Source organism: Ferrovibrio terrae (assembly GCF_943371255.1).
In the GTDB taxonomy this organism is placed as follows: domain Bacteria; phylum Pseudomonadota; class Alphaproteobacteria; order Ferrovibrionales; family Ferrovibrionaceae; genus Ferrovibrio; species Ferrovibrio terrae_B.
The window spans coordinates 51,990-76,977 of record NZ_CALRUC010000004.1; the positions used below are offsets into that span (position 1 = coordinate 51,990).

Below are 24,988 nucleotides of genomic sequence, written 5' to 3' on the forward strand. Positions count from 1 at the left end.
GCCTAATTGGTGGTCTTGTAGTTGATGCAGATCTTGGTTTTTTCGGCGGTATCGACCGCTTCGCCGGTATTGCCGCAGGTGCCGCCGGTCAGGTCGGTCACGGACTGGGTGTTCACACAGAACAGCGAGCAGTCCTGGCAGACGCCGAATTCGTTGATCTGGTTGCGGCTCTGCAGATCATGCAGCAGGCGGGTCAGGCCCTTCACCATCTGGATGCCAAGCTCGTCGGCGATTTCCAGCGTGGCCTGTTCCAGGGTCTGCATCGGATCCTTGGCCAGCATGGTCTGGCCGGCCTCGGTGAGGCAGAGATCGACCTGGCGGCGGTCCTCGGTTTTCTTGCAGCGGGTGATCAGGCCCTTCGATTCCAGGGCGATCAGGGTCTGGGAGACGGTCCCCTTGGTGGCGCCGAGATAGTCGGCCAGCGCGGTGGGGGAGCGGGAATACTTGTTGGCCTGGGCGATAAAACGCAGCGCTTCCCACTGGGCGGGGTTCAGGCCATTGGCGAACTGCAGCTCGCGGGTCAACCGCCCAAGGCGGTCGAGCAGGATGATAACCCTTTGAGCCAGCGCAGTTTTTTCGCTTTGGCCGGAGCCTATGCCGGTTGTTCCGGCCAGGGCGTGAAGGGGATCGGTGATCGGCATCACAGTTTTGTTTCGACTCGCTAATACCCCTTGCCAGTGCGGCGAGGGCAGGCGTATCGTGAGATTGTATCGACACGATACTAACAACGCTTCGCCCGACCGGCAGTCCAAGGAACCTAGTGCAGGACCGGGCGAAAGTCGATGGAGGACATATAAATGGCCATCGCATCCGCCCCCCGGACCCTGGACACCGCCGACCGGCGCTACCTGTCCACTGTCATGACCAAAGCCATGCTGACAGAGGAAGAGGAATTACACCTCGCCCGTCGCTGGCGCGTTGATGGAGATCAAAAGGCCATGCAGAAGCTGGTAACGGCTTATCTGCGCCTGGTGGTCGCCAGCTCGACCCGTTTCCGCAATTACGGCCTGGCAATGCCCGACCTGATCCAGGAGGGCAATATCGGCCTGATGCTGGCGGTGAACCGTTTCGACCCCGAGCGCGGCGTGCGCTTTTCCACCTATGCATCCTGGTGGATCCGCTCGTCGATCCAGGAATATGTGCTGCGCAACTGGTCGATCGTGCGGTCGGGCACCTCGGCCGGCCAGAAGGCGCTGTTCTTCAACCTGCGCTGGCTGCGCGCCAAGCTGGAGCGGGCCGGTGGCGGCACGGTGACGCTGGACAATGCCACGCGCGATGAAATCGCCACGGCGCTCAAGGTATCGCCGAATGACGTGACCAACATGGCCCAGCGCCTGTCGGCCCGCGACCATTCGCTGAACGAGACCGTGGGCGGCGAGGAGGGCGGCGACGCCTTCCAGGACTTCCTGGTCGATCCGGGCCCTAACCCTGAGGAAATCGTCACCACCAAGCTGGATGGCGGTTTGCGGCGGGAATGGCTGACGGAATCGCTCAAGGAGCTGAACGCACGTGAGCAGATGATCATCGTCGAGCGCATGCTGACCGACGAGAAGGCCACCCTGGAAGAGCTGGGCGGCAAGCTCGGCGTCACCAAGGAACGCGTGCGCCAGATCGAGACCAAGGCCTTCCGCAAGCTGCAGAATGCCGTGCATCGCAAGGCCAAGCTGGCCGGCGAGAAGCTGGCCCCGATGCTGGATGACATGAGCCACATGGCCCCGGCGTGATCCCGGCTTGAAGCCGGGACGTTAAAAGGCGCCCAAGTGTTTGCAGGCGTGGCCGGAATATCGGTCACGCCTGCTTGACATCGGGGGTGGTGAAGGGTAAACCGCCTGCCGCCGCGGGGGTGTAGCTCAGTTGGTTAGAGCGCCGGCCTGTCACGCCGGAGGTCGCGGGTTCAAGTCCCGTCACTCTCGCCATTTTCCCCGCGGGCACCTTTCCTCATAATCCGATCGTTGCGTTGCCCGCCCGGGCCGCCCGAATCCGTGCCTTCGTACACGGATCGATTCGCCCCAAAATCCTCTCGCGAGTGATTCTCAAAAAGCCGAAAATCGGTTTTTGGCCGGCAACTTGCGGGCTTTTTCCATCACGGGCGCGTGTTGCGGCGCGGCACGGAACCGGCTAGAACAGCCCGGAACTCGGGTGGGGTGGGACCGGCCCGGGCAGAACGCTTTTTTCGGAGGGGAATGACCGTGGACGCCCTGCTACGGGAATATCTGCCGATCCTGCTTTTCCTTGGCCTGGCCATCGCGCTGGCCGTGATTCTGGCCCTGCTGCCCTTCGTGGCGGCCAAGCGCGCGCCGGACCCTGAGAAGAATTCCACTTACGAGTGCGGCTTTGAGCCCTTCGGCGATTCGCGCAAGCAGTTCGACGTGCGCTTCTACCTCGTCGCCATCCTGTTCATCATCTTCGACCTGGAAGTGGCCTTCCTGTTTCCCTGGGCGATCAGCCTGGGTGAGATCGGCGTCTATGGCTTCTGGTCGATGATGGTCTTCCTCGGTGTCCTCACCATCGGCTTCATCTACGAATGGAAGAAGGGGGCGCTGGAGTGGGAATGAGCAACGCCATGCAGACGACCACGCCGACCACCCCCCAGAAACTTTCCGGGACGGATACCGCCCTGCAGCTGGGGTCGGACCAGGACGGCTTCTACAAGGATCTGTCCGACGAACTGGCCGACAAGGGCGTGGTGATTTCCTCGCTCGACAAGCTGGCCAACTGGGCCCGCACCGGCTCGCTCTGGCCGATGACCTTCGGCCTGGCCTGCTGCGGCGTCGAGATGATCCATGCCTATATGGCGCGCTACGATCTCGACCGCTTCGGTTCGATGCCGCGGGCCTCGCCCCGCCAGTCCGATGTGATGATCGTTGCCGGCACGCTGACCAACAAGATGGCGCCGGCCCTGCGCAAGCTCTACGACCAGATGGCCGAGCCGCGCTACGTGATCTCGATGGGCAGCTGCGCCAATGGCGGCGGCTATTATCACTATTCCTATTCGGTGGTGCGCGGTTGTGACCGCATCGTGCCGGTCGACGTTTACGTCCCCGGTTGCCCGCCGACCGCCGAAGCGCTGGTCTACGGTCTTCTGCAGCTGCAGAAGAAGATCTGGCGCACCGGCACGATTGCCCGCTGAGGGACGCGACATGACCGACAGCAAGGCAATCTTGCGCGAACAGGAACAGGCACTGCGCGACCTGGCCGACCATCTCGCCGCCGGCCTCGGCGCCGACGTGCTGGAGAGCAGCATCGCGCTGGGCGAGCTGACCATCCAGGTGCCGGCCGAGCGCATCGTCAAGGTGCTCACCTTCCTGCGCGATGACGGCAACTGCCAGTTCACCGAGCTGGTCGACCTTACCGGCCTCGACTGGCCGGAGCGCGCCAAGCGCTTCGACGTCGTCTACCACCTGCTCAGCATGAAGCTGAACCAGCGCATCCGCATCAAGGCGCAGACCGACGAAGAGACGCCGGTGCCGTCGGTTGTCGGTGTCTACTCTGCCGCCAACTGGTTCGAGCGCGAGACCTGGGACATGTATGGCGTGATGTTCGCCGGTCATCCCGACTTGCGCCGCATCCTGTCGGATTATGGTTTCGAGGGACATCCGCTGCGCAAGGATTTCCCGCTCACCGGCTATATCGAAGTGCGCTACGACGAGGCGCAGAAGCGCGTGGTGTATGAGCCCGTGCAGCTGACCCAGGAATTCCGCCGCTTCGATTTCATGAGCCCGTGGGAAGGCGCGAAATACGTGCTGCCGGGCGACGAAAAGGCCGAGGGGCAGAAGTAACATGGCCGAAGTCACAATCGCCAACTACATGGTCAACTTCGGGCCGCAGCATCCGGCAGCCCATGGCGTGCTGCGCCTGGTGATGGAACTCGACGGCGAAATCGTCGAGCGCTGCGATCCGCATATCGGCCTGCTGCATCGCGGCACCGAGAAGCTGATCGAGCACAAGACCTATCTGCAGGCGGTGCCGTATTTCGACCGCCTCGATTACGTCGCGCCGATGAACCAGGAGCACGCCTTCGCGCTCGCCACCGAGCGCCTGCTCGGCCTGGAAGTGCCGGCGCGCGGCCAGGCGGTGCGCGTGCTGTTCGCCGAGATCGGCCGTCTGCTCAACCATCTGCTCAACGTGACCACCCACGCCCTCGACTGCGGTGCCATGACGCCGGCGCTGTGGGGCTTCGAAGAGCGCGAGAAGCTGATGGAATTCTACGAGGGCGTTTCCGGCGCCCGCATGCATGCTGCGTATTTCCGTCCCGGCGGCGTGCACCAGGACATGCCCAAGGGCATGGACGAGGCCATCGTCAATTACCTGCCGCGCATGCTGAAGGTCATCGACGATATCGAAGGCCTGCTGACCGAGAATCGCATCTATCGCCAGCGCAATGTCGATATCGGCGTGATCGATGCCAAGGATGCGATGGATTGGAGCTTCTCCGGTGTCATGCTGCGCGGCTCGGGCGTCGCCTGGGATCTGCGCAAGTCGCAGCCCTATGACGGTTACGAGAAGTATGAGTTCGACATTCCGGTCGGCAAGAACGGCGACTGCTTCGACCGTTACCTCTGCCGCATCGAGGAGATGCGTCAGAGCGCCAAGATCATCGAGCAGGTGGTCGCCAATATGCCGACCGGCCCGATCGCATCCGACGACCGCAAGGTGGTGCCGCCCAAGCGCGGCGAGATGAAGCGTTCGATGGAAGCGCTGATCCATCACTTCAAACTTTATACCGAAGGCTATCATGTGCCCGAGGGCGAGGCTTATGCCGCCGTCGAGGCGCCGAAGGGCGAGTTCGGCGTGTATCTGGTGTCGGACGGCTCGAACAAGCCGTATCGCTGCCGCATCCGCGCCCCGGGCTTCCCGCATCTGCAGGCCACCGACTTCCTGTCGAAGGGCTACATGCTGGCCGATGCCGTCTCCATCGTCGGCAACATGGATATCGTGTTCGGAGAGATCGACCGATGAGTGGCGTCCATATCGCACCGCCCGAGCAGCAGCCGGCCAGCTTCGCCTTCACGGCGGAGAATCTGGAACTGGCGAAGAAGCATATCGCCAAGTATCCGGCCGGCCGCCAGCAGAGCGCGGTGATGCCGCTGCTGGATATCGCGCAGCGTCAGCATGACAACTGGGTGCCGCAGGCCGCGATCCGCCATATCGCCGAGCTGCTCGGCATGGCGCCGATCCGCGTGCTGGAAGTCGCCAGCTTCTACACGATGTACAACCTCGCGCCGGTCGGGAAGCATTTCATCCAGGTCTGCACCACCACACCCTGCTGGCTCGCTGGCTCGGACAAGGTGGTCAGCGCCTGCAAGAAGCATCTCGGCCTCAATCCGGGCGAGACCTCGGCCGATGGCCAGTTCACCGTGATCGAGGTGGAATGCCTCGGCGCCTGTGTGAACGCGCCGATGCTGCAGCTGGGCGACGATTTCTACGAAGACCTCACCGAGGAAAGCACCGGCAAGATTCTCGAGGCGCTGAAGCGCGGCGAGATCCTCAAGCCCGGCCCGCAGAGCGGCCGGCTTTCGTCGGAGCCGCATGGCGGCGCCACCACCCTGACCACCTTCAATCCTGCCGGTGCCGCCGGCGGGAATGACGACTGAGGCGGAGCCGGATCATGCTTCAGGACAAAGACCGCATCTTCACCAATCTCTACGGCCAGCAGTCGTGGCGCCTTGAGGCTGCCCGCAAGCGCGGCGACTGGGACAACACCAAGGCGCTGCTCGACAAGGGCCAGGACTGGATCATCGAGGAGATGAAGAAGTCGGCGCTGCGCGGTCGCGGCGGCGCCGGTTTCCCGACCGGCCTCAAATGGTCGTTCATGCCCAAGCAGTCCGATGGCCGCCCGAGTTATCTCGTCGTCAATGCCGACGAAGGCGAGCCGGGTACGTGCAAGGACCGCGACATGATGCGGCACGATCCGCACAAGCTGGTCGAGGGTTGCCTGGTGGCCGGCTTCGCCATGCGCGCGGTCGCGGCCTATATCTACATCCGCGGTGAATTCTATCGCGAGGCCGAGAACCTGCAGGGTGCCATCGACGAGGCCTATGCGGCCGGTCTGATTGGCGATAACGCCTGCGGCAGCGGCTACAAGTTCGATGTCTATGTGCATCGTGGCGCCGGCGCCTATATCTGCGGCGAGGAAACCGCGCTGATCGAAAGCCTGGAAGGCAAGAAGGGCCAGCCGCGCCTGAAGCCGCCATTCCCGGCCAATATGGGTGTCTGGGGCTGCCCGACCACGGTGAACAACGTCGAGAGCATCGCGGTGGCGCCGACCATCCTGCGCCGCGGCGGCGAGTGGTTTGCCGGCCTGGGCCGTCCGAACAACACCGGCACCAAGGTCTTCTGCATTTCCGGCCATGTGAACAAGCCGTGCAATGTCGAAGAAGAGATGGGCATCCCGCTGAAGGAGCTGATCGAGAAGCATGCCGGTGGCGTGCGCGGCGGCTGGGACAATCTGCTGGCGGTGATTCCGGGCGGTTCCTCGGTGCCGCTGCTGCCCAAGGCGATCTGCGACGACGTGCTGATGGATTTCGATTCCCTGCGCGCGCACCGCTCCGGCCTTGGCACGGCTGCGGTCATCGTGATGGACAAGAGCACCGATGTGGTGCGTGCCATCGCGCGGCTTTCAAAGTTTTACAAGCATGAATCCTGCGGCCAGTGCACGCCGTGCCGTGAAGGCACCGGCTGGATGTGGCGCGTGATGGAGCGGCTGGTGCAGGGCCGCGCCGAGCGGCGCGAGATCGACATGCTGCTCGAAGTCACCACGCAGGTGGAAGGCCACACGATCTGCGCGCTCGGCGATGCCGCCGCGTGGCCGATCCAGGGCCTGATCCGGCATTTCCGCGGCGAGATCGAACGCCGCATCGACGCGTATCACTCGGGCTCGCCGGTTATGCCGGCGGCGGCCGAGTAGGCGGGGGAAGGCGAAGCAATGCCCACGTTGACCATCGACGGCATTCAGGTAACGGTCGAGCCGGGCACCACCGTGCTGCAGGCTTGCGAGCTGGCCGGCAAGGAAATCCCGCGCTTCTGCTACCACGAGCGCCTCACCATCGCCGGCAACTGCCGCATGTGCCTGGTCGAGCAGGAGAAGGCGCCGAAGCCGATCGCCTCCTGCGCCATGCCGGCCGCCGACAACATGGTGATCAAGACCGACACGCCGCTGGTCAAGAAGGCCCGCGAAGGCGTGATGGAATTCCTGCTGATCAATCATCCGCTGGATTGCCCGATCTGCGACCAGGGTGGCGAATGCGACCTGCAGGACCAGTCGATGGGCTACGGCAAGGGTGCCTCGCGCTACGACGAGAACAAGCGCGCGGTGAACGACAAGTATATGGGTCCGCTGGTCGAGACGGTGATGACCCGCTGCATCCACTGCACCCGCTGCGTGCGCTTTGCGCAGGAAGTGGCCGGCGTGCCGGAACTCGGCGCCATCGGCCGCGGCGAGGACATGCAGATCACCACCTATCTCGAGCAGGCGATGACGTCCGAGCTGTCGGGCAACGTGATCGATCTCTGCCCGGTGGGTGCGCTCACCTCCAAGCCCTATGCCTTCACGGCCCGCGCCTGGGAATTGCGCAAGACCGAGACCATCGATGCGATGGATGCGGTCGGCGCCAATATCCGCGTCGATGTGCGCGGCCGCGAAGTGATGCGCGTGCTGCCGCGCGTGAACGAGGACGTCAACGAGGAATGGCTGTCGGACAAGAGCCGCTTCGCCTATGACGGCCTCAAGACCCGCCGTCTGGACCGCCCCTATGTGCGCAAGAACGGCAAGCTGCAGGAAGCCACCTGGAACGAGGCGTTTGCCGCCGTCGCCGCCGGCCTGAAGGGCCTGCAGGGCAGCCAGATCGCCGCCATCGCCGGCGATCTTGCTTGCGCCGAAAGCGTCACCGCGCTGAAAGACCTGATGGAAAAGCTGGGTTCGCCCCATCTCGATTGCCGTCAGGATGGCGCCAGGATCGATGCCTCGACCCGCGCCGGCTATATCTTCAACAGCGGCATTGCCGGCATTGAAGAAGCCGATGCGATCCTGATCGTCGGCAGCAATCCGCGCCGCGAAGCCGCCCTCATCAATGCCCGCATCCGCAAGCGCTCGCTCACCGGCAAGGTGAAAATCGCGCTGATCAGCAGCGAGCAGCCGCAGCTGACCTACAAGTATGACTATCTCGGCGCCGGCGCCGCGACGCTGAAAGACATCGCCGAAGGCCGCCATGCCTTTGCCGAAGTGCTGAAGACCGCGCAGAAGCCGATGCTGATCCTGGGCCAGGGCGCCATTGCCCGCGCCGATGGCGCCGCCGTGCTGGCGCTGGCGAAGCAAGTCGCCGACAGCCTCGGCCTAGTCAAGGATGGCTGGAACGGCTTCAACATGCTGCACACCGCTGCCGCCCGCGTCGGCGCCCTCGATCTGGGCTTTGTTCCGGGCCAGGCTGGCAAGGACGTGGCCGGCATTCTGGCCGGCGCGCAGGCCGGCGAGATCAAGGCGGTCTACCTGCTCGGCGCCGACGAGATCGACACGACGAAGCTCGGTTCCGCCTTCGTGGTCTATCAGGGCAGCCATGGCGATGCCGGTGCCAAGCGCGCCGATGTGATCCTGCCGGGTGCGGCCTATGTCGAGAAGGACGCCACCTGGGTGAATACCGAGGGTCGCGTGCAGCTCGGCCGTCGCGCCGCGGCGCCTCCGGGCGATGCGCGTGAAGATTGGTCGATCATTCGCGCGCTGTCCGAGCCGCTGGGCCACAAGCTGGCTTACGACAATCTTGGCATGTTGCGCCGTCGCATGCTGCAGCTGGCACCGCATTTCGCCGCCGTCGACAAGCTGACCACCGCGGCCTGGGGCGCGTTTGGCACCGCCGGTGCCGTCACCGATGCGCCCTTCGTGTCGGCGGTCGCCGATTTCTACCTGACCAATCCGATCGCGCGCGCTTCGGCCACCATGGCCGAATGCTCCGCCATCGCACGCGGCATCACTCAGCCGAAGACGGGTACCCATGACTGAGTCGCTCTGGCAAACACTCTGGACCGGCTACGTCTTCCCGGGCGGCCTGATCCTTGTCCATATCCTGATGCTGACGGTGCCGCTGCTGATCGCGGTCGCCTATCTGACCCTGATGGAGCGCAAGGTGCTGGCGGCGATGTCGCTGCGCATGGGCCCCAACGTGGTTGGGCCGTTCGGCCTGCTGCAGCCCTTTGCCGATGCCGCCAAGCTGATCTTCAAGGAAACCATCATCCCGTCGGGCGCGAACAAGTTCCTGTTCATCGCCGCGCCCTGCATCACCTTCATCCTGGCGCTGATCGCCTGGGCGGTGATCCCGGTGTCTGACGGCTGGGTGATCGCCAACATCAATGTCGGCGTGCTGTACCTGTTCGCCATCTCCTCGCTGGGCGTCTACGGCATCATCATCGCCGGCTGGTCGTCGAATTCGCGCTACGCCTTCCTCGGCGCGCTGCGTTCCTCGGCCCAGATGGTGTCCTACGAAGTCTCGATGGGCTTCGTCATCATCTCCGTGCTGCTCTGCGTCGGCTCGCTGAATCTCAGCGCCATCGTGAACGCCCAGAAGACGGTGTGGTTCGCCATTCCGCTCTTCCCGATGTTCATCGTCTTCTTCATCTCGGCGCTGGCCGAGACCAACCGGCATCCCTTCGATCTGCCGGAAGCCGAAGCCGAGCTGGTCGCCGGCTACCAGGTCGAATATTCGTCGATGGCCTTTGCGCTGTTCTTCCTCGGCGAATACGCCAACATGATCCTGATGTCCGGCATGACCACGATCCTGTTCCTGGGCGGCTGGCTGCCGCCGATGGACATCGCGCCGCTCAACTGGATCCCGGGCATCGTCTGGTTCTGCCTCAAGATTTTCGTGCTGCTGTTCGTGTTCATCTGGGTGCGCGCCACCGTGCCGCGCTACCGCTACGACCAACTGATGCGTCTGGGCTGGAAGGTGTTCCTGCCGTTCTCTCTGTTCTGGGTGGTGCTGACCGCTGGCGTTCTGCTCGCCTTCGATCTGCTGCCGAAAGGGGTCTAAGCCATGGCTTTACTCGATCGCGGCGCTCGTTCGATCTTCCTGTGGGAACTGGTCAAGGGCCTCGGCCTGACCTTCTCCTACATGTTCAAGCCGCGCGCCACCGTGAACTATCCCTATGAAAAAGGCCCGCTCGGTCCGCGCTTCCGCGGCGAGCATGCGCTGCGCCGCTACGCCAATGGCGAAGAGCGCTGCATCGCCTGCAAGCTCTGCGAGGCGATCTGCCCGGCCCAGGCCATCACCATCGAGGCCGAGCCGCGCGATGACGGCTCGCGCCGCACCACGCGCTACGACATCGACATGACCAAGTGCATCTACTGCGGCTTCTGCCAGGAAGCCTGCCCGGTGGATGCCATCGTCGAGGGACCGAATTTCGAATTCGCCACCGAGACGCGTGAAGAACTGTTTTATGACAAGGCCAAGCTGCTCGCCAACGGCGAGCGCTGGGAATACGAGATTTCGCGGAACATCGCCGCGGACGCGCCGTACCGTTGAGCGCGCCGCAGGCGAGGGGGTAGACGATGATTATCCAGGCTCTGGCCTTCTATCTGTTCGCAGCCATCACCGTGGCATCCGGCTTCATGGTGATTGCTTCGCGCAACCCGGTGCACAGCGTGCTGTTCCTGATCCTGGCCTTCTTCAATGCGGCCGGGCTGTTCGTGCTGATGGGCGCCGAATTCCTCGGCATGATCCTGGTGATCGTCTATGTCGGCGCCGTCGCCGTGCTGTTCCTGTTCGTCGTCATGATGCTCGACATCAACTTCGTCGAACTGCGCCAGGGCTTCCTGCAGTATCTGCCGATCGGCGGCCTGATCGGCGCCATCCTGCTGATTGAACTGGCGCTGGTGCTGGGCGGCTGGGTGCTGACCCCGGCGGCGCTGTCGGCCGGCACTGACCCGATCCCGGCGCTGACCCAGACCACCAACACCCATGCGCTCGGCGCGGTGATCTACACGAAATACATCTACCTGTTCCAGGGCGCGGGCCTGATCCTGCTGGTCGCCATGATCGGCGCCATCGTACTGACGTTGCGCACGCGCCCCGGCGTGAAGCGCCAGAGCATCTCCGAGCAGGTCAACCGCCTGCGCGAAGATGCGGTGGAGATCAAGAAGGTCGAGACGGGGAAGGGTATCTGACCATGACCATCGGCCTTGGACACTATCTCACGGTTGCCGCGATCCTGTTCACGCTCGGGATCGTCGGCATCTTCCTCAACCGCAAGAACGTCATCGTCATCCTGATGTCGGTCGAGCTGATGCTGCTCGCCGTCAACATCAACCTGGTGGCGTTTTCCACCCATCTGAACGATCTGGTCGGTCAGGTGTTCGCGCTGTTCGTGCTGACCGTTGCCGCCGGCGAGGCCGCCATCGGCCTGGCGATCCTGGTGGTCTATTTCCGCAACCGCGGCACCATCGCGGTTGAAGATATCAATATGATGAAGGGCTGAGGCGGCGATGACGATGTACCATCTGATCGTTTTCCTGCCGCTGCTGGCCGCCATCATCGCCGGCCTGTTCGGCCGTCGCATCGGTGATGCGGCCTCGATGGCCGTGACCTGCGTGGCGGTCATCATCTCGGCCATCCTGTCCTGGGTCGCCTTCTACCTGGTGATCTCCAAGGGCATGGTCGTCACCATCAAGGTGCTCGACTGGATCGACTCCGGCAGCTTCAGCGTCGACTGGGCGCTGAAGATCGACCAGCTCACCGCCGTCATGCTGGTGGTGGTCAACACCGTCTCGGCCGTGGTGCATGTCTACAGCGTCGGCTATATGAGCCACGATCCGCATCGCCCGCGTTTCTTCGCCTATCTGTCGCTGTTCACCTTCGCCATGCTGATGCTGATCACGGCGGACAACTTCGTGCAGCTCTATATGGGCTGGGAAGGCGTCGGTCTGGCCTCCTATCTGCTGATCGGCTTCTGGTATCACAAGCCGACCGCCAATGCCGCCGCGATCAAGGCCTTCGTGGTCAACCGCGTCGGCGATTTCGGCTTCGCGCTCGGCATCATGGCGCTGTTCCTTGCCACCAATTCGGTGAATTTCGATGCCGTGTTCGGTGCCGCCCCGGCGCTGGCCGGCAAGACCTTCCATTTCCTGTGGAAGGACTGGGACATTCTCACGGTGGCCACCTTCCTGCTGTTCCTCGGCGCCATGGGCAAGTCGGCCCAGCTCGGCCTGCACACCTGGCTGCCGGACGCGATGGAAGGCCCGACGCCGGTATCGGCGCTGATCCATGCCGCGACCATGGTGACCGCCGGGGTCTTCATGGTGGCGCGCTGCTCGCCGCTGTTCGAATATGCGCCCGATACGCTCGCCATCGTCGCCGTGGTCGGCGCCAGCACCGCTTTCTTCGCCGCCACGGTTGGCCTGGCGCAGAACGACATCAAGCGCGTGATCGCCTATTCGACCTGCTCGCAGCTCGGCTACATGTTCTTCGCGCTCGGCGTCTCGGCCTATCCGGCCGCGATCTTCCATCTCTTCACCCATGCCTTCTTCAAGGCGCTGCTGTTCCTCGGCGCCGGCTCGGTGATCCATGCCGTCGATGGCGAGCAGGACATGCGCCGCATGGGCGGGTTGTGGAAACACATCAAGGTCACCTATGTGATGATGTGGATCGGCAGCCTCGCGCTGGCCGGCTTCCCGATCTTCGCCGGCTATTACTCCAAGGACATGATCCTGGAAGTGGCCTATGCCGCCGGCGGCGTCGGACAGTATGCCTATATCATGGGTATGGCCGCGGCGATCCTGACCGCCTTCTACTCCTGGCGCCTGATCTTCATGACCTTCCATGGCAAGCCGCGCGCCGACCATCATGTGATGGAGCATGTGCATGAAAGCCCGATGATCATGCTGGCGCCGCTGGTGGTGCTGGCGATCGGCGCGGTCTTTGCCGGCTTCGCTTTCCACGACGGCTTTATCGGCCATCACTGGAAGGAATTCTGGGGCAGCTCGATCCTGATCCTCGACAATCACAAGGCGATGGAAGAGGCGCATCACGTGCCCTTCCTGGTCAAGGTCGGCCCGATCATTGTCGGCATCATCGGCATCTTCATCGCCTGGATCGCCTATATCCGCGATACCAGCCTGCCGCATCGTGCCGCCGCGCAGCAGCCGCTGCTGCACAGCTTCCTGCTGAACAAGTGGTATTTCGACGAGCTGTATGACCGCATCTTCGTGCGCCCGGCCTTCTGGCTCGGCCGGGTGCTGTGGAAGGGCGGCGATGGCAAGATCATCGACGGGCTGGGCCCCGATGGCTTTGCCGCCACCGTGATCCGGCTGGCCCGGCGCGCCAGCATCCTGCAGACCGGTTATGTCTATCACTATGCCTTTGCCATGCTGATCGGCGTGGCGGCGCTGGTGACCTATTTCTTCAGTGCGATGGGGCACTAATCCGATGTCGAGCATGCCCTTGCTGTCGATCGTCACCTTCCTGCCGCTGGTCGGCGCCGCCTTCATTTTCCTGGCGCGCGGGCCTGAGGAGATTGTGGCCCGCAACGCCCGTTCGGTGGCGCTGTGGACCACCACGATCACCTTTGCCGTCTCGCTGCTAATCTGGCTGAATTTCGACAACAGCACGGCGGCCTTCCAGTTCGTCGAAAAGCACGCCTGGATCGGCGCCGGCATCAACTACCATATGGGTGTCGACGGCATTTCCATGCTGTTCGTCATCCTGACCACCTTCCTGATGCCGTTCTGCATCCTGGCCAGCTGGGAAGCCATCGAGCATCGCGTCAAGGAATACATGATCGCCTTCCTGGTCATGGAAACCCTGATGATTGGCGTGTTCTGCGCGCTGGATCTGGTGCTGTTCTACCTGATGTTCGAAGCCGGCCTGATCCCGATGTTCCTGATCATCGGCATCTGGGGCGGCAAGCGCCGCATCTATGCCAGCTTCAAGTTCTTCCTCTACACGCTGCTCGGCTCGGTGCTGCTGCTGCTGGCGCTGCTCTACATGTATTTCATCGCCGGCACGACCGACATCCCGAGCCTGATGAAGACCGGGCTGTTCTCAGGCCAGGCGCAGACCTGGCTGTGGCTGGCCTTCTTCGCCTCGTTCGCGGTGAAGATGCCGATGTGGCCGGTGCATACCTGGCTGCCTGATGCCCACGTGGAGGCGCCCACCGCCGGTTCGGTGATCCTGGCCGCCGTGCTGCTGAAGATGGGCGGCTACGGCTTCCTGCGCTTCTCGCTGCCGATGTTCCCGATTGCCTCGGAATACTTCGCGCCCTTCGTCTTCACGCTGTCGGTCGTCGCCATCGTCTATGCCTCGCTGGTGGCGCTGGTGCAGGAAGACATGAAGAAGCTGATCGCCTATTCCTCGGTGGCGCATATGGGCTTCGTCACCATGGGCATCTTCGCCTTCAACACCCAGGGCATCGAAGGCGCCATTTTCCAGATGCTGAGCCACGGCATCATCTCCGGTGCGCTGTTCCTCTGCGTCGGCGTGGTCTATGACCGCCTGCATACCCGCGAGATCGCACGCTATGGCGGCCTCGCCAACAACATGCCGAAATACGCAGCCGTCTTCATGCTGTTCACCATGGCCAATGTCGGCCTGCCGGGCACCGGCGGTTTCGTCGGCGAGTTGCTGACGCTGGTTGGCGCCTTCCAGGCCAACACCTGGGTGGCGCTGATCGCCACCTCGGGTGTGATCTTCGCCGCCGCCTACGCGCTGTATCTCTATCGTCGCGTGGTCTTCGGTGAACTGACCAAGTCCGACCTCAAGGCCATGCTCGACCTCACCCCGCGCGAGATCGCCATCTTCGCGCCGCTGGTGATCATGACGCTGTGGATGGGTATCTACCCGGCGCCGTTCTTTGATGTCATGGCCGCCTCGGTCAAGCATCTGCTCGACCAGCACCAGACCGCGCTCGCCGCCGCCAAGGCGATCGCGACCGCTGCCCGTTAGGAGTTTTGACCGTGACTCTGCCCGCCCTCGCGCCCGCCTATCCGGAACTCTGGCTCGCGCTGTCTGCCATGGCGCTGCTGATGCTCGGCGTCTTCAAGGGCGACGGCTCGACCCGCCTGGTCGCCTGGTTTAGCGTGGCGGCGCTTGCCGTCACCGTGCTGCTGGTCGTTATGCAGCCGGCCGCCACCGAAACCACCTTCGGCGGCCTGTTCATTGCCGATGGCTTCGGCCGTTTCGCCAAGGTGCTGATCCTGCTCGGCTCGGCCTTCTCCATCGTGCTGTCGCTCGGCTATATCCGCTACGAGCGCATGGAGCGGTTCGAATATCCGGTGCTGATCCTGCTGGCCACCACCGGCATGCTGATGATGGTCTCGGCCAACGACCTGATCGCGCTCTATCTCGGGCTCGAGCTGCAGTCGCTGTCGCTCTATGTGCTGGCCGCCTTCAAGCGCGATTCCGGTCGCGCCACCGAGGCCGGCCTGAAGTATTTCGTGCTCGGCGCGCTGTCGTCCGGCATGTTGCTCTACGGCGCCTCGATGATCTACGGCTTCGCCGGCTCGACCAGCTTCCCGCTGATCGCCAAGGCGCTGGCCGGGGCAGGCGGGGGCCATGCCTCCATCGGCCTGGTGGTCGGCATCGTGTTCCTTTCGGCGGGTCTCGCCTTCAAGGTCTCGGCCGTGCCCTTCCATATGTGGACGCCCGATGTCTATGAAGGCGCGCCGACGCCGGTGACCGCCTTCTTTGCCGTGGCACCGAAGATCGCCGCCATGGCGCTGTTCGTGCGCGCCATCCTCACGCCGTTCGGCGAGATCGCCCATGACTGGCAGCAGATCATCATCGTGGTCAGCGCACTCAGCATGCTGCTGGGTGCCTTCGCTGCCATCGCTCAGACCAACATCAAGCGCCTGATGGCCTATTCCTCCATCGGCCATGTCGGCTATGCCCTGATCGGCCTGGCCTCGGGCACCGAAGAGGGCGTGCGCGGCATTCTGATCTATCTGGCGATCTATCTGGCCATGAATGTCGGCACCTTTGCCTGCATCCTCGCCATGCGCCAGAAGGACCAGATGGTGGAGGGCGTGAACGATCTCGCCGGCCTGGCCAAGACCCATCCGGGCATGGCTTTGCTACTCGCCGCCTTCATGTTCTCGCTCGCCGGCGTGCCGCCGTTGGCTGGCTTCTTCGGCAAGTTCTACATCTTCATGGCCGCCATCAATGCCGGCCTCTATACGCTGGCCGTGATCGGTGTGCTCAGCTCGGTGGTGGGTGCCTACTACTACCTGCGCATCGTCAAGCTGATGTATTTCGACGAGGCCGCCGAGCCGCTGGCCAAGCCGGTGCGCGGCGAACTCGGCGCGGTGATGACCGTGACCGGACTCTTCACCATGCTGTTCTTCATCTGGCCGGCGCCGCTGCTGAACATGGCGGGCGTCGCCGCCAAGGCCCTGTTCCCGTAAGATGGCATGACAGCCTGGACGCTCCGGGCATTCGACAGCCTCGACAGCACCAATGAGGAAATCCGCCGCCAGGCCGAGACCGGCGCGGCGGAGGGGCTCGCGGTGCTGGCGAAGCAGCAGACCGCCGGCCGCGGCCGCCGCGGCCGCGCCTGGGAATCGCCACCGGGCAATCTTTTTCTCTCTCTGCTGCTGCGCCCCAAGGCTTCGCCGGCGCAGGCCGCGACATTGTCCTTCCTCACCGCCATTGTGCTGGCCGAGGCGCTCGAACTCGCCGCACCCCAGCTCGGCCCGGCGATCACCTGCAAATGGCCGAACGATGTGCTGGTGAACGGCGCCAAGATCGCCGGCATCCTGCTGGAATCGCGCACTGCGCCGGATGGCAAGCTCGACTGGGTCACGGTCGGCATCGGCGTGAATCTCGCCTGGCATCCGGCCGATACGCCTTATGCGGTCACCTCCCTTGCCGCCCATGGCACCAGCCTGTCGCCGCAGGATTTCGCGCCCTGGCTGCTGGCGCGCTTTGGCTACTGGTATGGCCGCTGGCAGGCCGAAGGCTTTGCGCCGGTGCGTGCGGCCTGGCTGAAACGCGCGCAGGGTCTGGGCCTGCCCGCCGTCGTGCGCCTGCCGGACCGTGAATTGCACGGTGTCTTCGTCGCCTTGGACGAAGGCGGCGCGCTTATACTGGAAATGCCCGACGGCCGGCGTCAGACTGTGACCGCCGGCGATGTGTTCCCGGCCGGCTGAAGAGGACGCGCCATGCTGCTCGCCATCAATGCCAACAACACCAACGTCAAGTTCGGCGTCATCGACGGCGACCGCATTGTCGGCGAATGGCGCCAGCATACCTCGGCCATGCGCACGGCGGATGAGCATGCCGTCTGGCTGCTGCAGCTGATGCAGATCGAGGGCATCAACCCGAAAAGCGTGCGCAGCGCCATCATCGCCAGCGTGGTGCCGCAGGCCACCTTCAACCTGCGCCGGCTCTGTACCCGCTATTTCGAGACCGAGCCGCTGGTGCTGGGCGAACCCAATGTGAAATACGGCATCCAGATCAAGGGCGCCGGTGCCGGCGCCGACCGCATCTGCAACACCGTGGGTGCCAGCGTGATGTTCCCCAAGACGCCGCTGATCGTGGTCGATTTCGGCACCGCCACCACCTTCGACGTGGTGGACGAGGAGGGCAGTTACTGCGGCGGCGTGATCGCGCCGGGCATCAATCTCTCCATCGAGGCGCTGGTGAGCGCCACGGCCCTGCTGCCGCGCATCGTGGTCGAGAAGCCGCAGAGCGTGATCGGCACCACCACGGTCGCCTGCATGCATTCCGGCGTGTTCTGGGGCTATGTCGGCCTGATCGACGGCATCGTGAGCCGTATTCGCGCCGAGTTCGGTCGGCCGATGAAGGTGATCTCCACCGGCGGCCTCGCCCCGGTCTTTGATGGTTCCACCGATGTGATCGAGCAGAATGTGCCCGATATCACCGTGCGCGGCCTGATCGAGATCTACCGGCGTAGTACGCAATAAATGTCAGTCCGCCTCAAAAAAGACAGCCTGTATTTCCTGCCGCTTGGCGGCGTGAACGAGATCGGGATGAATCTCAATCTCTATGGCTATAACGACCAATGGATCATGGTCGATCTCGGCACCAGCTTCGCCGACGATGCCATGCCGGGCGTCGACATGGTGGTGCCCGATGTCACCTGGATCGCCGACCGCCGCGACCAGCTGCTCGGCATCGTGCTCACCCATGCCCATGAGGATCATCTCGGCGCCATCAGCCATTGCTGGGACGACCTGCAATGTCCGGTCTGGGCCACCGGCTTTGCCGCCAGCGTGCTGCGTCGCAAGCTGGCCGAGAAGGGCATGGTCGACGATGTGCCGCTGCATATCTACGAGCCGGGCGACCTGATCGAGCTGGGGCCGTTCAAGATCCGCTCGATGAACATCACCCATTCGACGCCGGAGAGCCAGGCGCTGGCCATCGAGACGCCACGCGGCGTGGTGCTGCATACCGGCGACTGGAAACTCGACCCGCGCCCCATGCTGGGGCCGAAGACCGAGATCGAGGCGCTGCGCGGCTATGGCGACCGAGGCGTGCTGGCGCTGGTCTGCGACAGCACCAATGTGTTCAGCCGCGGCACCTCGGGCTCGGAAGGCGAGGTGCATGACAGTCTGATCCCGCTGCTGCGCGACAAGCCCGGCCGTATCGCGGTCACCACCTTCTCATCGAATCTCGCCCGGCTGGAAACCCTGTTTGCCGTGGCGGTCGAACTCGGCCGCCATGTCTGCCTGATCGGCCGCTCGATGCACCGCTTCATCGCGGCGGCGCAGGAGAACGGCTACCTCAAGCATATCCCCAACCAGGTGGATGAACGCGAGGCCGGCTTCCTGCCGCGCGAGAAGATCATGTATATCTGCACCGGCTGCCAGGGCGAGCCGCGCGGCGCCATGGCCCGCATCGCCTTCGGCAGCCATCCGCATGTGGTGGTGTCGCCCGGCGATACCGTGGTGTTTTCCTCCAAGATCATTCCCGGCAACGAGCGCACGCTGTTCAAGCTGCACAATGAACTGGTGCTGCGCGGCATCGAGGTGATCAGCGAGAAGGATGCCTTCGTGCATGTCTCGGGGCATCCCTCGCGCGACGAACTGGCCGAGATGTATGCCATGGTCCGGCCGCAGATCGCCGTGCCGGTGCATGGCGAGCCGCGCCATCTGGTCGAACATGCGCGCTTTGCCCAGAGCCTGCAGGTGCCGCATGGCATCGTGCCGCGCAACGGCGACCTGATCCGGCTGGCGCCGGGCGAGCCCGATGTGGTGGAGCAGGTGCCGGCCGGCCGGCTGGCGATCGACGGCGACGAACTGATCCCGATCCAGGGCGGCACCCTGCAGATGCGGCGCAAGCTTGCCTTCAACGGCTCGGTCACCGTCAGCCTGGCGGTCGACCGCGACGGACTGCTGCAGGCGCCGCCGCAGGTCAGCATGGCGGGTGTGGTGAATTTCGAGCCCGACGAGGTGGATGCCGATATCGCCGAGGATATTGCCGATGCCATCGACAAGCTGCGCCCCGGGCCGCAGCGCGAGGATGCGGCACTGGAACAGGTGGCCCAGCGTGCCGTGCGCGCCTATCTGAAGGGCCTGAACGGCCGCAAGCCGGTGATCCAGGTGCATGTGCTGCGCCTGACTTAAGGGCAACTGCCTGAACCGGCTGCGACTTTAGGTCCGCTTGCCCGCCGCCGCTTTCGGCCCCATATTGCGCTGCAGAAAAGACCAGCAGGGAAACCGCATCCATGATCGGCCGCCTCAACCACGTTGCCATTGCCGTCCCCGACCTTGCCGCCGCCGCCGCCATGTATGCCGATACGCTCGGCGCCAAGGTCTCGGCGCCGCTGGCGCAGCCGGATCACGGCGTGACGGTGGTGTTCGTCGAGCTGCCCAACACCAAGATTGAGCTGCTGCATCCGCTGGGCGAGGGTTCGACGATTGCCAAGTTCCTCGCCAACAATCCCTCGGGCGGCATGCACCATGTCTGCTACGAGGTGGAAGACATCATCGCCGCGCGCGACCGGCTGAAGGCGCAGGGCGCCCGCGTGCTGGGCGATGGCGAGCCGAAGATCGGTGCCCATGGCAAGCCGGTGCTGTTCCTGCATCCCAAGGATTTCGCCGGCACGCTGGTCGAGATCGAACAGGTCTGAGCGGGGCCGGGGACATCGTCATGAGTTGGTACAACAACCTCGTCGCCTTCGCGCTGATCTATATGCTCACGCTGTTCTGCGTGCTGCCGATCGGCGTGAAGACCGCGCAGGATGTCGGCGCCGAGGTTGAACCCGGCCATGCCTCATCGGCGCCGCTCAATCCGCGCATCGGCTTCAAGTTCCTGCTGACCTTCGCGATCAGCTGCGTGCTGTTCGGCGTCTATTACCTGGTCGGCACCTACGACCTGCTCGGCCTGAACGACCTGCTCGGCCGTCGCTTCTGAGCGACTCGCCGGGGCGCGGCAGGGGCCATTTTCAGACCAGATTTTCAGATCAGGACGGTTCTGGGTCAGTCTGCCGGGGCAAAGCCCTGGGCGGGGGCGGGGAGCGATAAAATCGCTCTACCTGAGGCTGCAGTTTTGCGAAGGGGTATGCACAAAAAAGAAAGGAGCAAGGACATGCCTCGCTCCGGACCCCGTCTCGCACGGGTAAGTTTAAGCCTCCCCAGACTTGGGCCGCCTGTTACCAAGCGGTTGCGTATTTTCTATACCGAATGATGAAAGCGTTGTCATCCAAAAAGTTATGACCTCCTAACAAAATGGTAATAATGCCGGTACAGGGTACTCAAATGCTCCGGATTCCGACCACCTGCCTGCTCGGACTGCTGCTGCTACCCGTGGCGACGATGGCCCAGACGGGTAGTCAGCCTACGAAACCGCCGCAAAAAGCCGCCGACTCGGCCAAACCCGCTGAGTCAAAGGATCTGCCCGTCGTGGTCAGCCTCAATGCGGCGGACTGCCGCCGGCTGCTGGCCCAGCGCGGCATGGTCACCGCGCACCAGCCGGCGCCGGATGTGAATTACCAGCCCGGCCGCGATGTCGATTCCAAAGGCCGGCCCATCGCCCCGGCCGACCTGCCGGGCAGCAATCCGCTGCCGCTGGACGGCATGATCGACCTGCCGATCCGCATGCCGCTCAGCGGCCTGCCTGGGCTTCCACAGGTGCCGACTGCGGTGAAAGAGGAATCCCGGCTCAGGATCGCCACGCTCAGCATCGATCCGATGAGCGGCAAGCTGGCCTTCAACGGCAAGCCGCTGGAACCGCCGACCGAGGATGCCGTCGCCGTGGCCTGCCGGGAATACCTGGCCAAGCCGCCGGCCCAGAAGCGCTAGCCTCAAGCCATTGCGAGCGGGGGGCCATTGCAGCCAGGAAGGCTGGGCCTTAAAAACGCCCCATTATCCCGCCATCACCGCACGATCATTCAGGATAACCCACCTATGCGGCTCAGCAGTTTCTTCCTGCCCGTTCTCAAGGAAAACCCCTCCGAAGCCCAGATCGTCAGTCACCGGCTGATGCTGCGCGCCGGTATGGTGCGCCAGACCGCCGCCGGCATCTATGCCTGGCTGCCGCTCGGCCATCGCGTGCTGAAGAAGATCGAGCAGATCGTGCGCGAGGAGCAGGACAACGCCGGCGCCCAGGAACTGCTGATGCCGACCATCCAGTCGGCCGAGCTGTGGCAGAAGAGCGGCCGCTATGAGGATTACGGCAAGGAGATGCTGCGCATCACCGACCGCCATGAGCGGCCGATGCTGTATGGCCCGACCAACGAGGAAATGCTCACCGACATCATCGCGACGGAATTCAAGAGCTATCGCGACCTGCCGAAGATCCTCTACCACATCCAGTGGAAATTCCGCGACGAGGTGCGCCCGCGCTTCGGCGTCATGCGCGGCCGTGAATTCCTGATGAAGGATGCCTATTCCTTCGATCTCGACCAGGCTGCCGCGCGTCGGTCCTACAACCGCATGTTCGTCGCCTATCTGCGCACCTTCGCCCGCCTGGGCCTGAAGGCGATCCCGATGCAGGCCGATACCGGCCCGATCGGCGGCGACCTCAGCCATGAATTCATTGTGCTGGCCGAGACCGGCGAGAGCGGCGTGTTCTGCGACAAGGCACTGATCGAGCGCGACGTGCTGGGCGAGGGCGTGGATTACAACAGCGACCTGCAGCCCATCGTGGATTCCTGGACCGCGCCCTATGCGGCGACCGAGGAAAAGCACGATGCCGCCCGCTTCGAGGCGCTGCCCAAGGAGCGCCAGGTGGCGGCCCGCGGTATCGAGGTCGGCCATATCTTCTATTTCGGCACCAAGTATTCCAAGCCGATGGGCGCTGTCGTGCAGGGTCCCGGTGGCGAGTCCATTACATTGGAAATGGGTTCCTACGGCGTCGGCGTGTCGCGCCTGGTCGGCGGCATCATCGAGGCAAGCCATGACGAGGCCGGTATCATCTGGCCGATGAGCGTGGCACCCTTCCATGTCGGCCTGATCAACCTCAAGGTCGGCGATGCCGATTGCGATGCGGCCTGCGAAGACCTCTATGCCAAACTGAAGGCGGCCGGCTTCGACGTGCTGCTGGATGACCGCGACGAGCGCGCCGGTGCCAAATTCGCCACCATGGACCTGATCGGCCTGCCCTGGCAGGTGACGGTCGGCCCGCGCGGCGTGAAGGCCGGCACGGTGGAAGTGAAAAACCGCGCCAGCGGCGAAAAGCAGGAACTGTCGGTCGACGCCGCGCTGAACAAGCTTGCCGCCGCAAAAGTGTAACCAACTCCGGACATCGCATGCCCTTCTTCTCGCGTTTTGAATGGATGCTCGCCCTGCGGTATTTACGGGCGCGGCGGCAGGAGGGCTTCATCTCGGTGATCGCGATTTTCAGCTTCCTCGGCATCATGCTGGGGGTGGCGACGCTGATCATCGTGATGAGCGTGATGAACGGCTTCCGCGCCGAGCTGATGGGCCGCATCCTCGGCCTCAACGGCCATCTCACCATCCAGTCGGAAGCCGCCCCCATCCTGCGCGACTATGAATTCGTCGCCGACACGGTGGGTAAGATGCCCGGCGTGGTGATGGCCAACCCGATCATCGAGGGCCAGGTGATGGCCACCGCCGACCGCGGTTCGTCCGGCGTCATGGTGCGTGGCGTGCGGCCGGAAGACCTGATGAAGGAAAGCGCGATTGCCAAGGGCATCCGCGAAGGCAGCATGCGCGACTTCCAGGGCGACGATGCCGCCGTGATCGGCCACCGCCTGGCGCGCAAGCTGGGGCTGCGCGTCGGCGACCAGATCACCCTGATCTCGCCGCAGACCAATGCCACGCCGTTCGGCAGCGTGCCGCGCCTGGTGCGCTACCGCGTCGCCGCCATCTTCGATGTCGGCATGTTCGAATATGATTCCAGCTTCATCTACCTGCCGTTCGAGGCCGCCCAGACCTATTTCCGCCTGCAGAACATGGCCAATTCGGTGGAGGTGCGGCTGGTCGACCCGCTCAAGGCCCGCGAGGCGGCGCGCGGCATCATGCAGCGGCTGGGACCGAACTACCGGCTGTATGACTGGCAGCAGGCCAATGCGCAATTCGTCAGCGCGCTGGAGGTGGAACGCAACGTGATGTTCCTGATCCTCACCCTGATCATCGTGGTGGCGGCCTTCAACATCATTTCCAGCATGATCATGCTGGTGAAGGACAAGGGCCGGGATATCGCCATCCTGCGCACCATGGGGGCGGCACGCGGCACCATCATGCGGGTGTTCGTGATCGCCGGCGCCAGCATCGGTGTGCTGGGCACCGCCAGCGGCTTCACGCTCGGCCTGGCGTTTTCGCTCAATATCGAAAGCATCCGCCAGGTGCTGCAGACCATGACCGGCTGGCAGCTGTTCCCGGCCGAGATCTATTTCCTCTCCCAGCTGCCGGCCAAGGTCGACAGCACCGAGGTGGTCTATGTCGTCGTGATCGGCCTGACCCTCACCCTGCTGGCGACGATCTATCCCAGCTGGCGTGCCGCCCGCCTCGATCCGGTGGAGGCCCTGCGGTATGAGTAACATGCTCATCGTCATTCCCGCGAAAGCGGGAATCCAGGCTACGGCACGACTGGGCTCCCGCTTGCGCGGGAGCGACGGAGTAAATTTACATGACTGACGCGGTCCTTTCCCTCGAAAATATCCAGCGCGTGTTCAAACAGGGCGGCGAGGAGATCGCCGTGCTGCGCGGCGTCGACCTCAGCGTGAAGCGCGGCGAGATCGTCGCCCTGCTGGGCCCGTCCGGCTCGGGCAAATCCACGCTGCTGCATATCGCCGGCCTGCTGGAACAGCCCTCGTCGGGCCGCATCGTCATCGGCGGGCAGGATTGCAGCGCCATGGGGGATGCCGACCGCACCCTGACGCGCCGGCATCGGCTCGGTTTCGTCTACCAGTATCACCACCTGCTGCCGGAATTCTCGGCGCTGGAAAACGCCGCCATGCCGCTGCGCGTGCGCGGGCAGGGGGCTGTCGAGGCCAAGCGCACTGCCGGCGAGCTGCTGAAGCATCTGGGCCTGGGCCATCGCCTCGACCATCGCCCGGCGCGGCTGTCGGGCGGCGAGCAGCAGCGCGTGGCGATTGCGCGCGCCGTGGTCGGCAAGCCCGATCTGCTGCTGGCGGACGAGCCGACCGGCAACCTGGATGAAAAGACCGCCGAGATCGTGTTCGGCGAGCTGACCACGCTGGTGCGCACCAGCGGCATCGGCGCGCTCATCGCCACCCATAACCTGGAGCTGGCCAAGCGCATGGACCGCGTGGTCACCCTGCATGAGGGCCGGCTGCAGGCGGCGTGAGCGACTGCTCAGCCGGCGCGTGCGCCGGCGGCCTGCATCTCTTCCAGCCAGATCTGGCGGGTCTCCTCGTTGGCCGTGCCGACGCTGCCGTAGATCGTGTCGGCCACCGGCGCGATGCCGACAAAGCCGAGGATGTTGCGCTTGAGCAGGCGCAGGGCATGGGCGCCGTAGAACCAGCGATAGACGAAGGCCGGCATGCCCATGGTCATCACCACGCGGGCGCTGCGGCCGGTCAGCCGCTTTTCCGGAAAGCCCTTGGTGCGATAGACGAAGGCGAA

At 64.0% G+C, this 24,988-nt stretch carries 26 protein-coding genes and 1 tRNA gene; 25 read left to right on the plus strand and 2 right to left on the minus strand.

The genetic code is table 11. The features are described 5' to 3' along the window. Positions 1 to 2 precede the first annotated feature (2 nt). A complete protein-coding gene (locus AAG799_RS01945; RefSeq protein WP_341894105.1) occupies positions 3 to 641 on the minus strand; it encodes a MarR family transcriptional regulator in 639 nt (212 codons plus the stop codon). A 156-nt stretch (positions 642 to 797) separates the two neighbouring features. Here AAG799_RS01945 and AAG799_RS01950 point away from each other — a divergent pair, with 156 nt between their 5' ends. From AAG799_RS01950 to AAG799_RS02070, 25 genes are all read left to right on the plus strand, one after another. After that, positions 798 to 1,724: an RNA polymerase factor sigma-32 gene (locus AAG799_RS01950; RefSeq protein WP_341894106.1), complete on the plus strand. Its 927-nt coding sequence runs from the start codon at positions 798 to 800 to the stop codon at positions 1,722 to 1,724. 115 nt (positions 1,725 to 1,839) lie between these two features. Then, positions 1,840 to 1,916: transfer RNA gene (locus tag AAG799_RS01955), tRNA-Asp, on the plus strand. Between the two features lie 273 nt (positions 1,917 to 2,189). Beyond that, entirely contained in the window at positions 2,190 to 2,555 is a 366-nt protein-coding gene (locus tag AAG799_RS01960; RefSeq protein ID WP_341894127.1) for an NADH-quinone oxidoreductase subunit A, read from the plus strand. An 8-nt stretch (positions 2,556 to 2,563) separates the two neighbouring features. Further along, complete coding sequence (locus AAG799_RS01965; protein ID WP_341894128.1) at positions 2,564 to 3,130, plus strand: NADH-quinone oxidoreductase subunit B family protein; 567 nt, start codon at positions 2,564 to 2,566, stop codon at positions 3,128 to 3,130. A 10-nt stretch (positions 3,131 to 3,140) separates the two neighbouring features. Then, positions 3,141 to 3,779: an NADH-quinone oxidoreductase subunit C gene (locus AAG799_RS01970; RefSeq protein WP_341894107.1), complete on the plus strand. Its 639-nt coding sequence runs from the start codon at positions 3,141 to 3,143 to the stop codon at positions 3,777 to 3,779. A gap of 1 nt (position 3,780) precedes the next feature. Continuing rightward, positions 3,781 to 4,959, plus strand: coding sequence for an NADH-quinone oxidoreductase subunit D (locus AAG799_RS01975; protein WP_341894108.1), 1,179 nt, complete (start codon positions 3,781 to 3,783; stop codon positions 4,957 to 4,959). Continuing rightward, positions 4,956 to 5,594, plus strand: coding sequence for an NADH-quinone oxidoreductase subunit NuoE (gene nuoE / locus AAG799_RS01980; RefSeq protein WP_341894109.1), 639 nt, complete (start codon positions 4,956 to 4,958; stop codon positions 5,592 to 5,594). The genes AAG799_RS01975 and nuoE overlap by 4 nt, the downstream gene beginning before the upstream one ends. Before the next feature lie 14 nt (positions 5,595 to 5,608). Continuing rightward, positions 5,609 to 6,907 carry an NADH-quinone oxidoreductase subunit NuoF gene (gene nuoF / locus AAG799_RS01985; protein ID WP_341894110.1) on the plus strand — a complete coding sequence of 433 codons (1,299 nt, stop codon included), beginning with the start codon at positions 5,609 to 5,611 and terminating at the stop codon, positions 6,905 to 6,907. 18 nt (positions 6,908 to 6,925) lie between these two features. Next, on the plus strand, positions 6,926 to 8,992 hold the full coding sequence (gene nuoG / locus AAG799_RS01990) for an NADH-quinone oxidoreductase subunit NuoG (protein WP_341894111.1): 2,067 nt from the start codon (positions 6,926 to 6,928) through the stop codon (positions 8,990 to 8,992). Then, entirely contained in the window at positions 8,985 to 10,016 is a 1,032-nt protein-coding gene (gene nuoH, locus AAG799_RS01995; protein ID WP_341894112.1) for an NADH-quinone oxidoreductase subunit NuoH, read from the plus strand. The genes nuoG and nuoH overlap by 8 nt, the downstream gene beginning before the upstream one ends. Positions 10,017 to 10,019: 3 nt before the next feature. After that, a complete protein-coding gene (nuoI, locus tag AAG799_RS02000) occupies positions 10,020 to 10,508 on the plus strand; it encodes an NADH-quinone oxidoreductase subunit NuoI (protein WP_341894113.1) in 489 nt (162 codons plus the stop codon). A 26-nt stretch (positions 10,509 to 10,534) separates the two neighbouring features. Next, positions 10,535 to 11,149: an NADH-quinone oxidoreductase subunit J gene (locus AAG799_RS02005; RefSeq protein WP_341894114.1), complete on the plus strand. Its 615-nt coding sequence runs from the start codon at positions 10,535 to 10,537 to the stop codon at positions 11,147 to 11,149. A gap of 2 nt (positions 11,150 to 11,151) precedes the next feature. Continuing rightward, positions 11,152 to 11,460 carry an NADH-quinone oxidoreductase subunit NuoK gene (gene nuoK / locus AAG799_RS02010; protein ID WP_341894115.1) on the plus strand — a complete coding sequence of 103 codons (309 nt, stop codon included), beginning with the start codon at positions 11,152 to 11,154 and terminating at the stop codon, positions 11,458 to 11,460. A 13-nt stretch (positions 11,461 to 11,473) separates the two neighbouring features. Continuing rightward, a complete protein-coding gene (gene nuoL / locus AAG799_RS02015) occupies positions 11,474 to 13,402 on the plus strand; it encodes an NADH-quinone oxidoreductase subunit L (RefSeq protein WP_341894129.1) in 1,929 nt (642 codons plus the stop codon). 4 nt (positions 13,403 to 13,406) lie between these two features. After that, the gene (locus tag AAG799_RS02020) at positions 13,407 to 14,921 is read left to right on the plus strand and encodes an NADH-quinone oxidoreductase subunit M (protein WP_341894116.1); all 1,515 of its coding nucleotides are present in this window, start codon (positions 13,407 to 13,409) and stop codon (positions 14,919 to 14,921) included. A gap of 5 nt (positions 14,922 to 14,926) precedes the next feature. Further along, positions 14,927 to 16,378, plus strand: coding sequence for an NADH-quinone oxidoreductase subunit NuoN (gene nuoN / locus AAG799_RS02025; protein ID WP_341894117.1), 1,452 nt, complete (start codon positions 14,927 to 14,929; stop codon positions 16,376 to 16,378). Positions 16,379 to 16,384: 6 nt separating this feature from the next. Beyond that, on the plus strand, positions 16,385 to 17,122 hold the full coding sequence (locus AAG799_RS02030) for a biotin--[acetyl-CoA-carboxylase] ligase (protein WP_341894118.1): 738 nt from the start codon (positions 16,385 to 16,387) through the stop codon (positions 17,120 to 17,122). A 12-nt stretch (positions 17,123 to 17,134) separates the two neighbouring features. Continuing rightward, positions 17,135 to 17,899 (plus strand): type III pantothenate kinase, encoded by a 765-nt coding sequence (locus AAG799_RS02035; protein ID WP_341894119.1) that lies wholly within the window; start codon positions 17,135 to 17,137, stop codon positions 17,897 to 17,899. Further along, complete coding sequence (locus AAG799_RS02040) at positions 17,900 to 19,561, plus strand: ribonuclease J (RefSeq protein WP_341894120.1); 1,662 nt, start codon at positions 17,900 to 17,902, stop codon at positions 19,559 to 19,561. 101 nt (positions 19,562 to 19,662) lie between these two features. Then, positions 19,663 to 20,067, plus strand: a complete 405-nt coding sequence (mce, locus tag AAG799_RS02045) for a methylmalonyl-CoA epimerase (protein ID WP_290816298.1) — start codon at positions 19,663 to 19,665, stop codon at positions 20,065 to 20,067. Positions 20,068 to 20,087: 20 nt separating this feature from the next. Further along, positions 20,088 to 20,351: a DUF1467 family protein gene (locus tag AAG799_RS02050; protein WP_341894121.1), complete on the plus strand. Its 264-nt coding sequence runs from the start codon at positions 20,088 to 20,090 to the stop codon at positions 20,349 to 20,351. 344 nt (positions 20,352 to 20,695) lie between these two features. After that, positions 20,696 to 21,238, plus strand: coding sequence for a hypothetical protein (locus AAG799_RS02055; protein ID WP_341894122.1), 543 nt, complete (start codon positions 20,696 to 20,698; stop codon positions 21,236 to 21,238). A 105-nt stretch (positions 21,239 to 21,343) separates the two neighbouring features. Continuing rightward, positions 21,344 to 22,669, plus strand: a complete 1,326-nt coding sequence (gene proS / locus AAG799_RS02060) for a proline--tRNA ligase (RefSeq protein WP_341894123.1) — start codon at positions 21,344 to 21,346, stop codon at positions 22,667 to 22,669. A gap of 17 nt (positions 22,670 to 22,686) precedes the next feature. After that, the gene (locus AAG799_RS02065; RefSeq protein WP_341894124.1) at positions 22,687 to 23,940 is read left to right on the plus strand and encodes a lipoprotein-releasing ABC transporter permease subunit; all 1,254 of its coding nucleotides are present in this window, start codon (positions 22,687 to 22,689) and stop codon (positions 23,938 to 23,940) included. A gap of 89 nt (positions 23,941 to 24,029) precedes the next feature. Then, entirely contained in the window at positions 24,030 to 24,710 is a 681-nt protein-coding gene (locus AAG799_RS02070; protein ID WP_341894125.1) for an ABC transporter ATP-binding protein, read from the plus strand. An 8-nt stretch (positions 24,711 to 24,718) separates the two neighbouring features. On the opposite strand, the gene AAG799_RS02075 is transcribed toward AAG799_RS02070, so the two are convergent. Continuing rightward, a partial coding sequence (locus AAG799_RS02075) for an NAD(P)H-dependent oxidoreductase (RefSeq protein ID WP_341894126.1) occupies positions 24,719 to 24,988 on the minus strand: 270 nt, incomplete at its 5' end.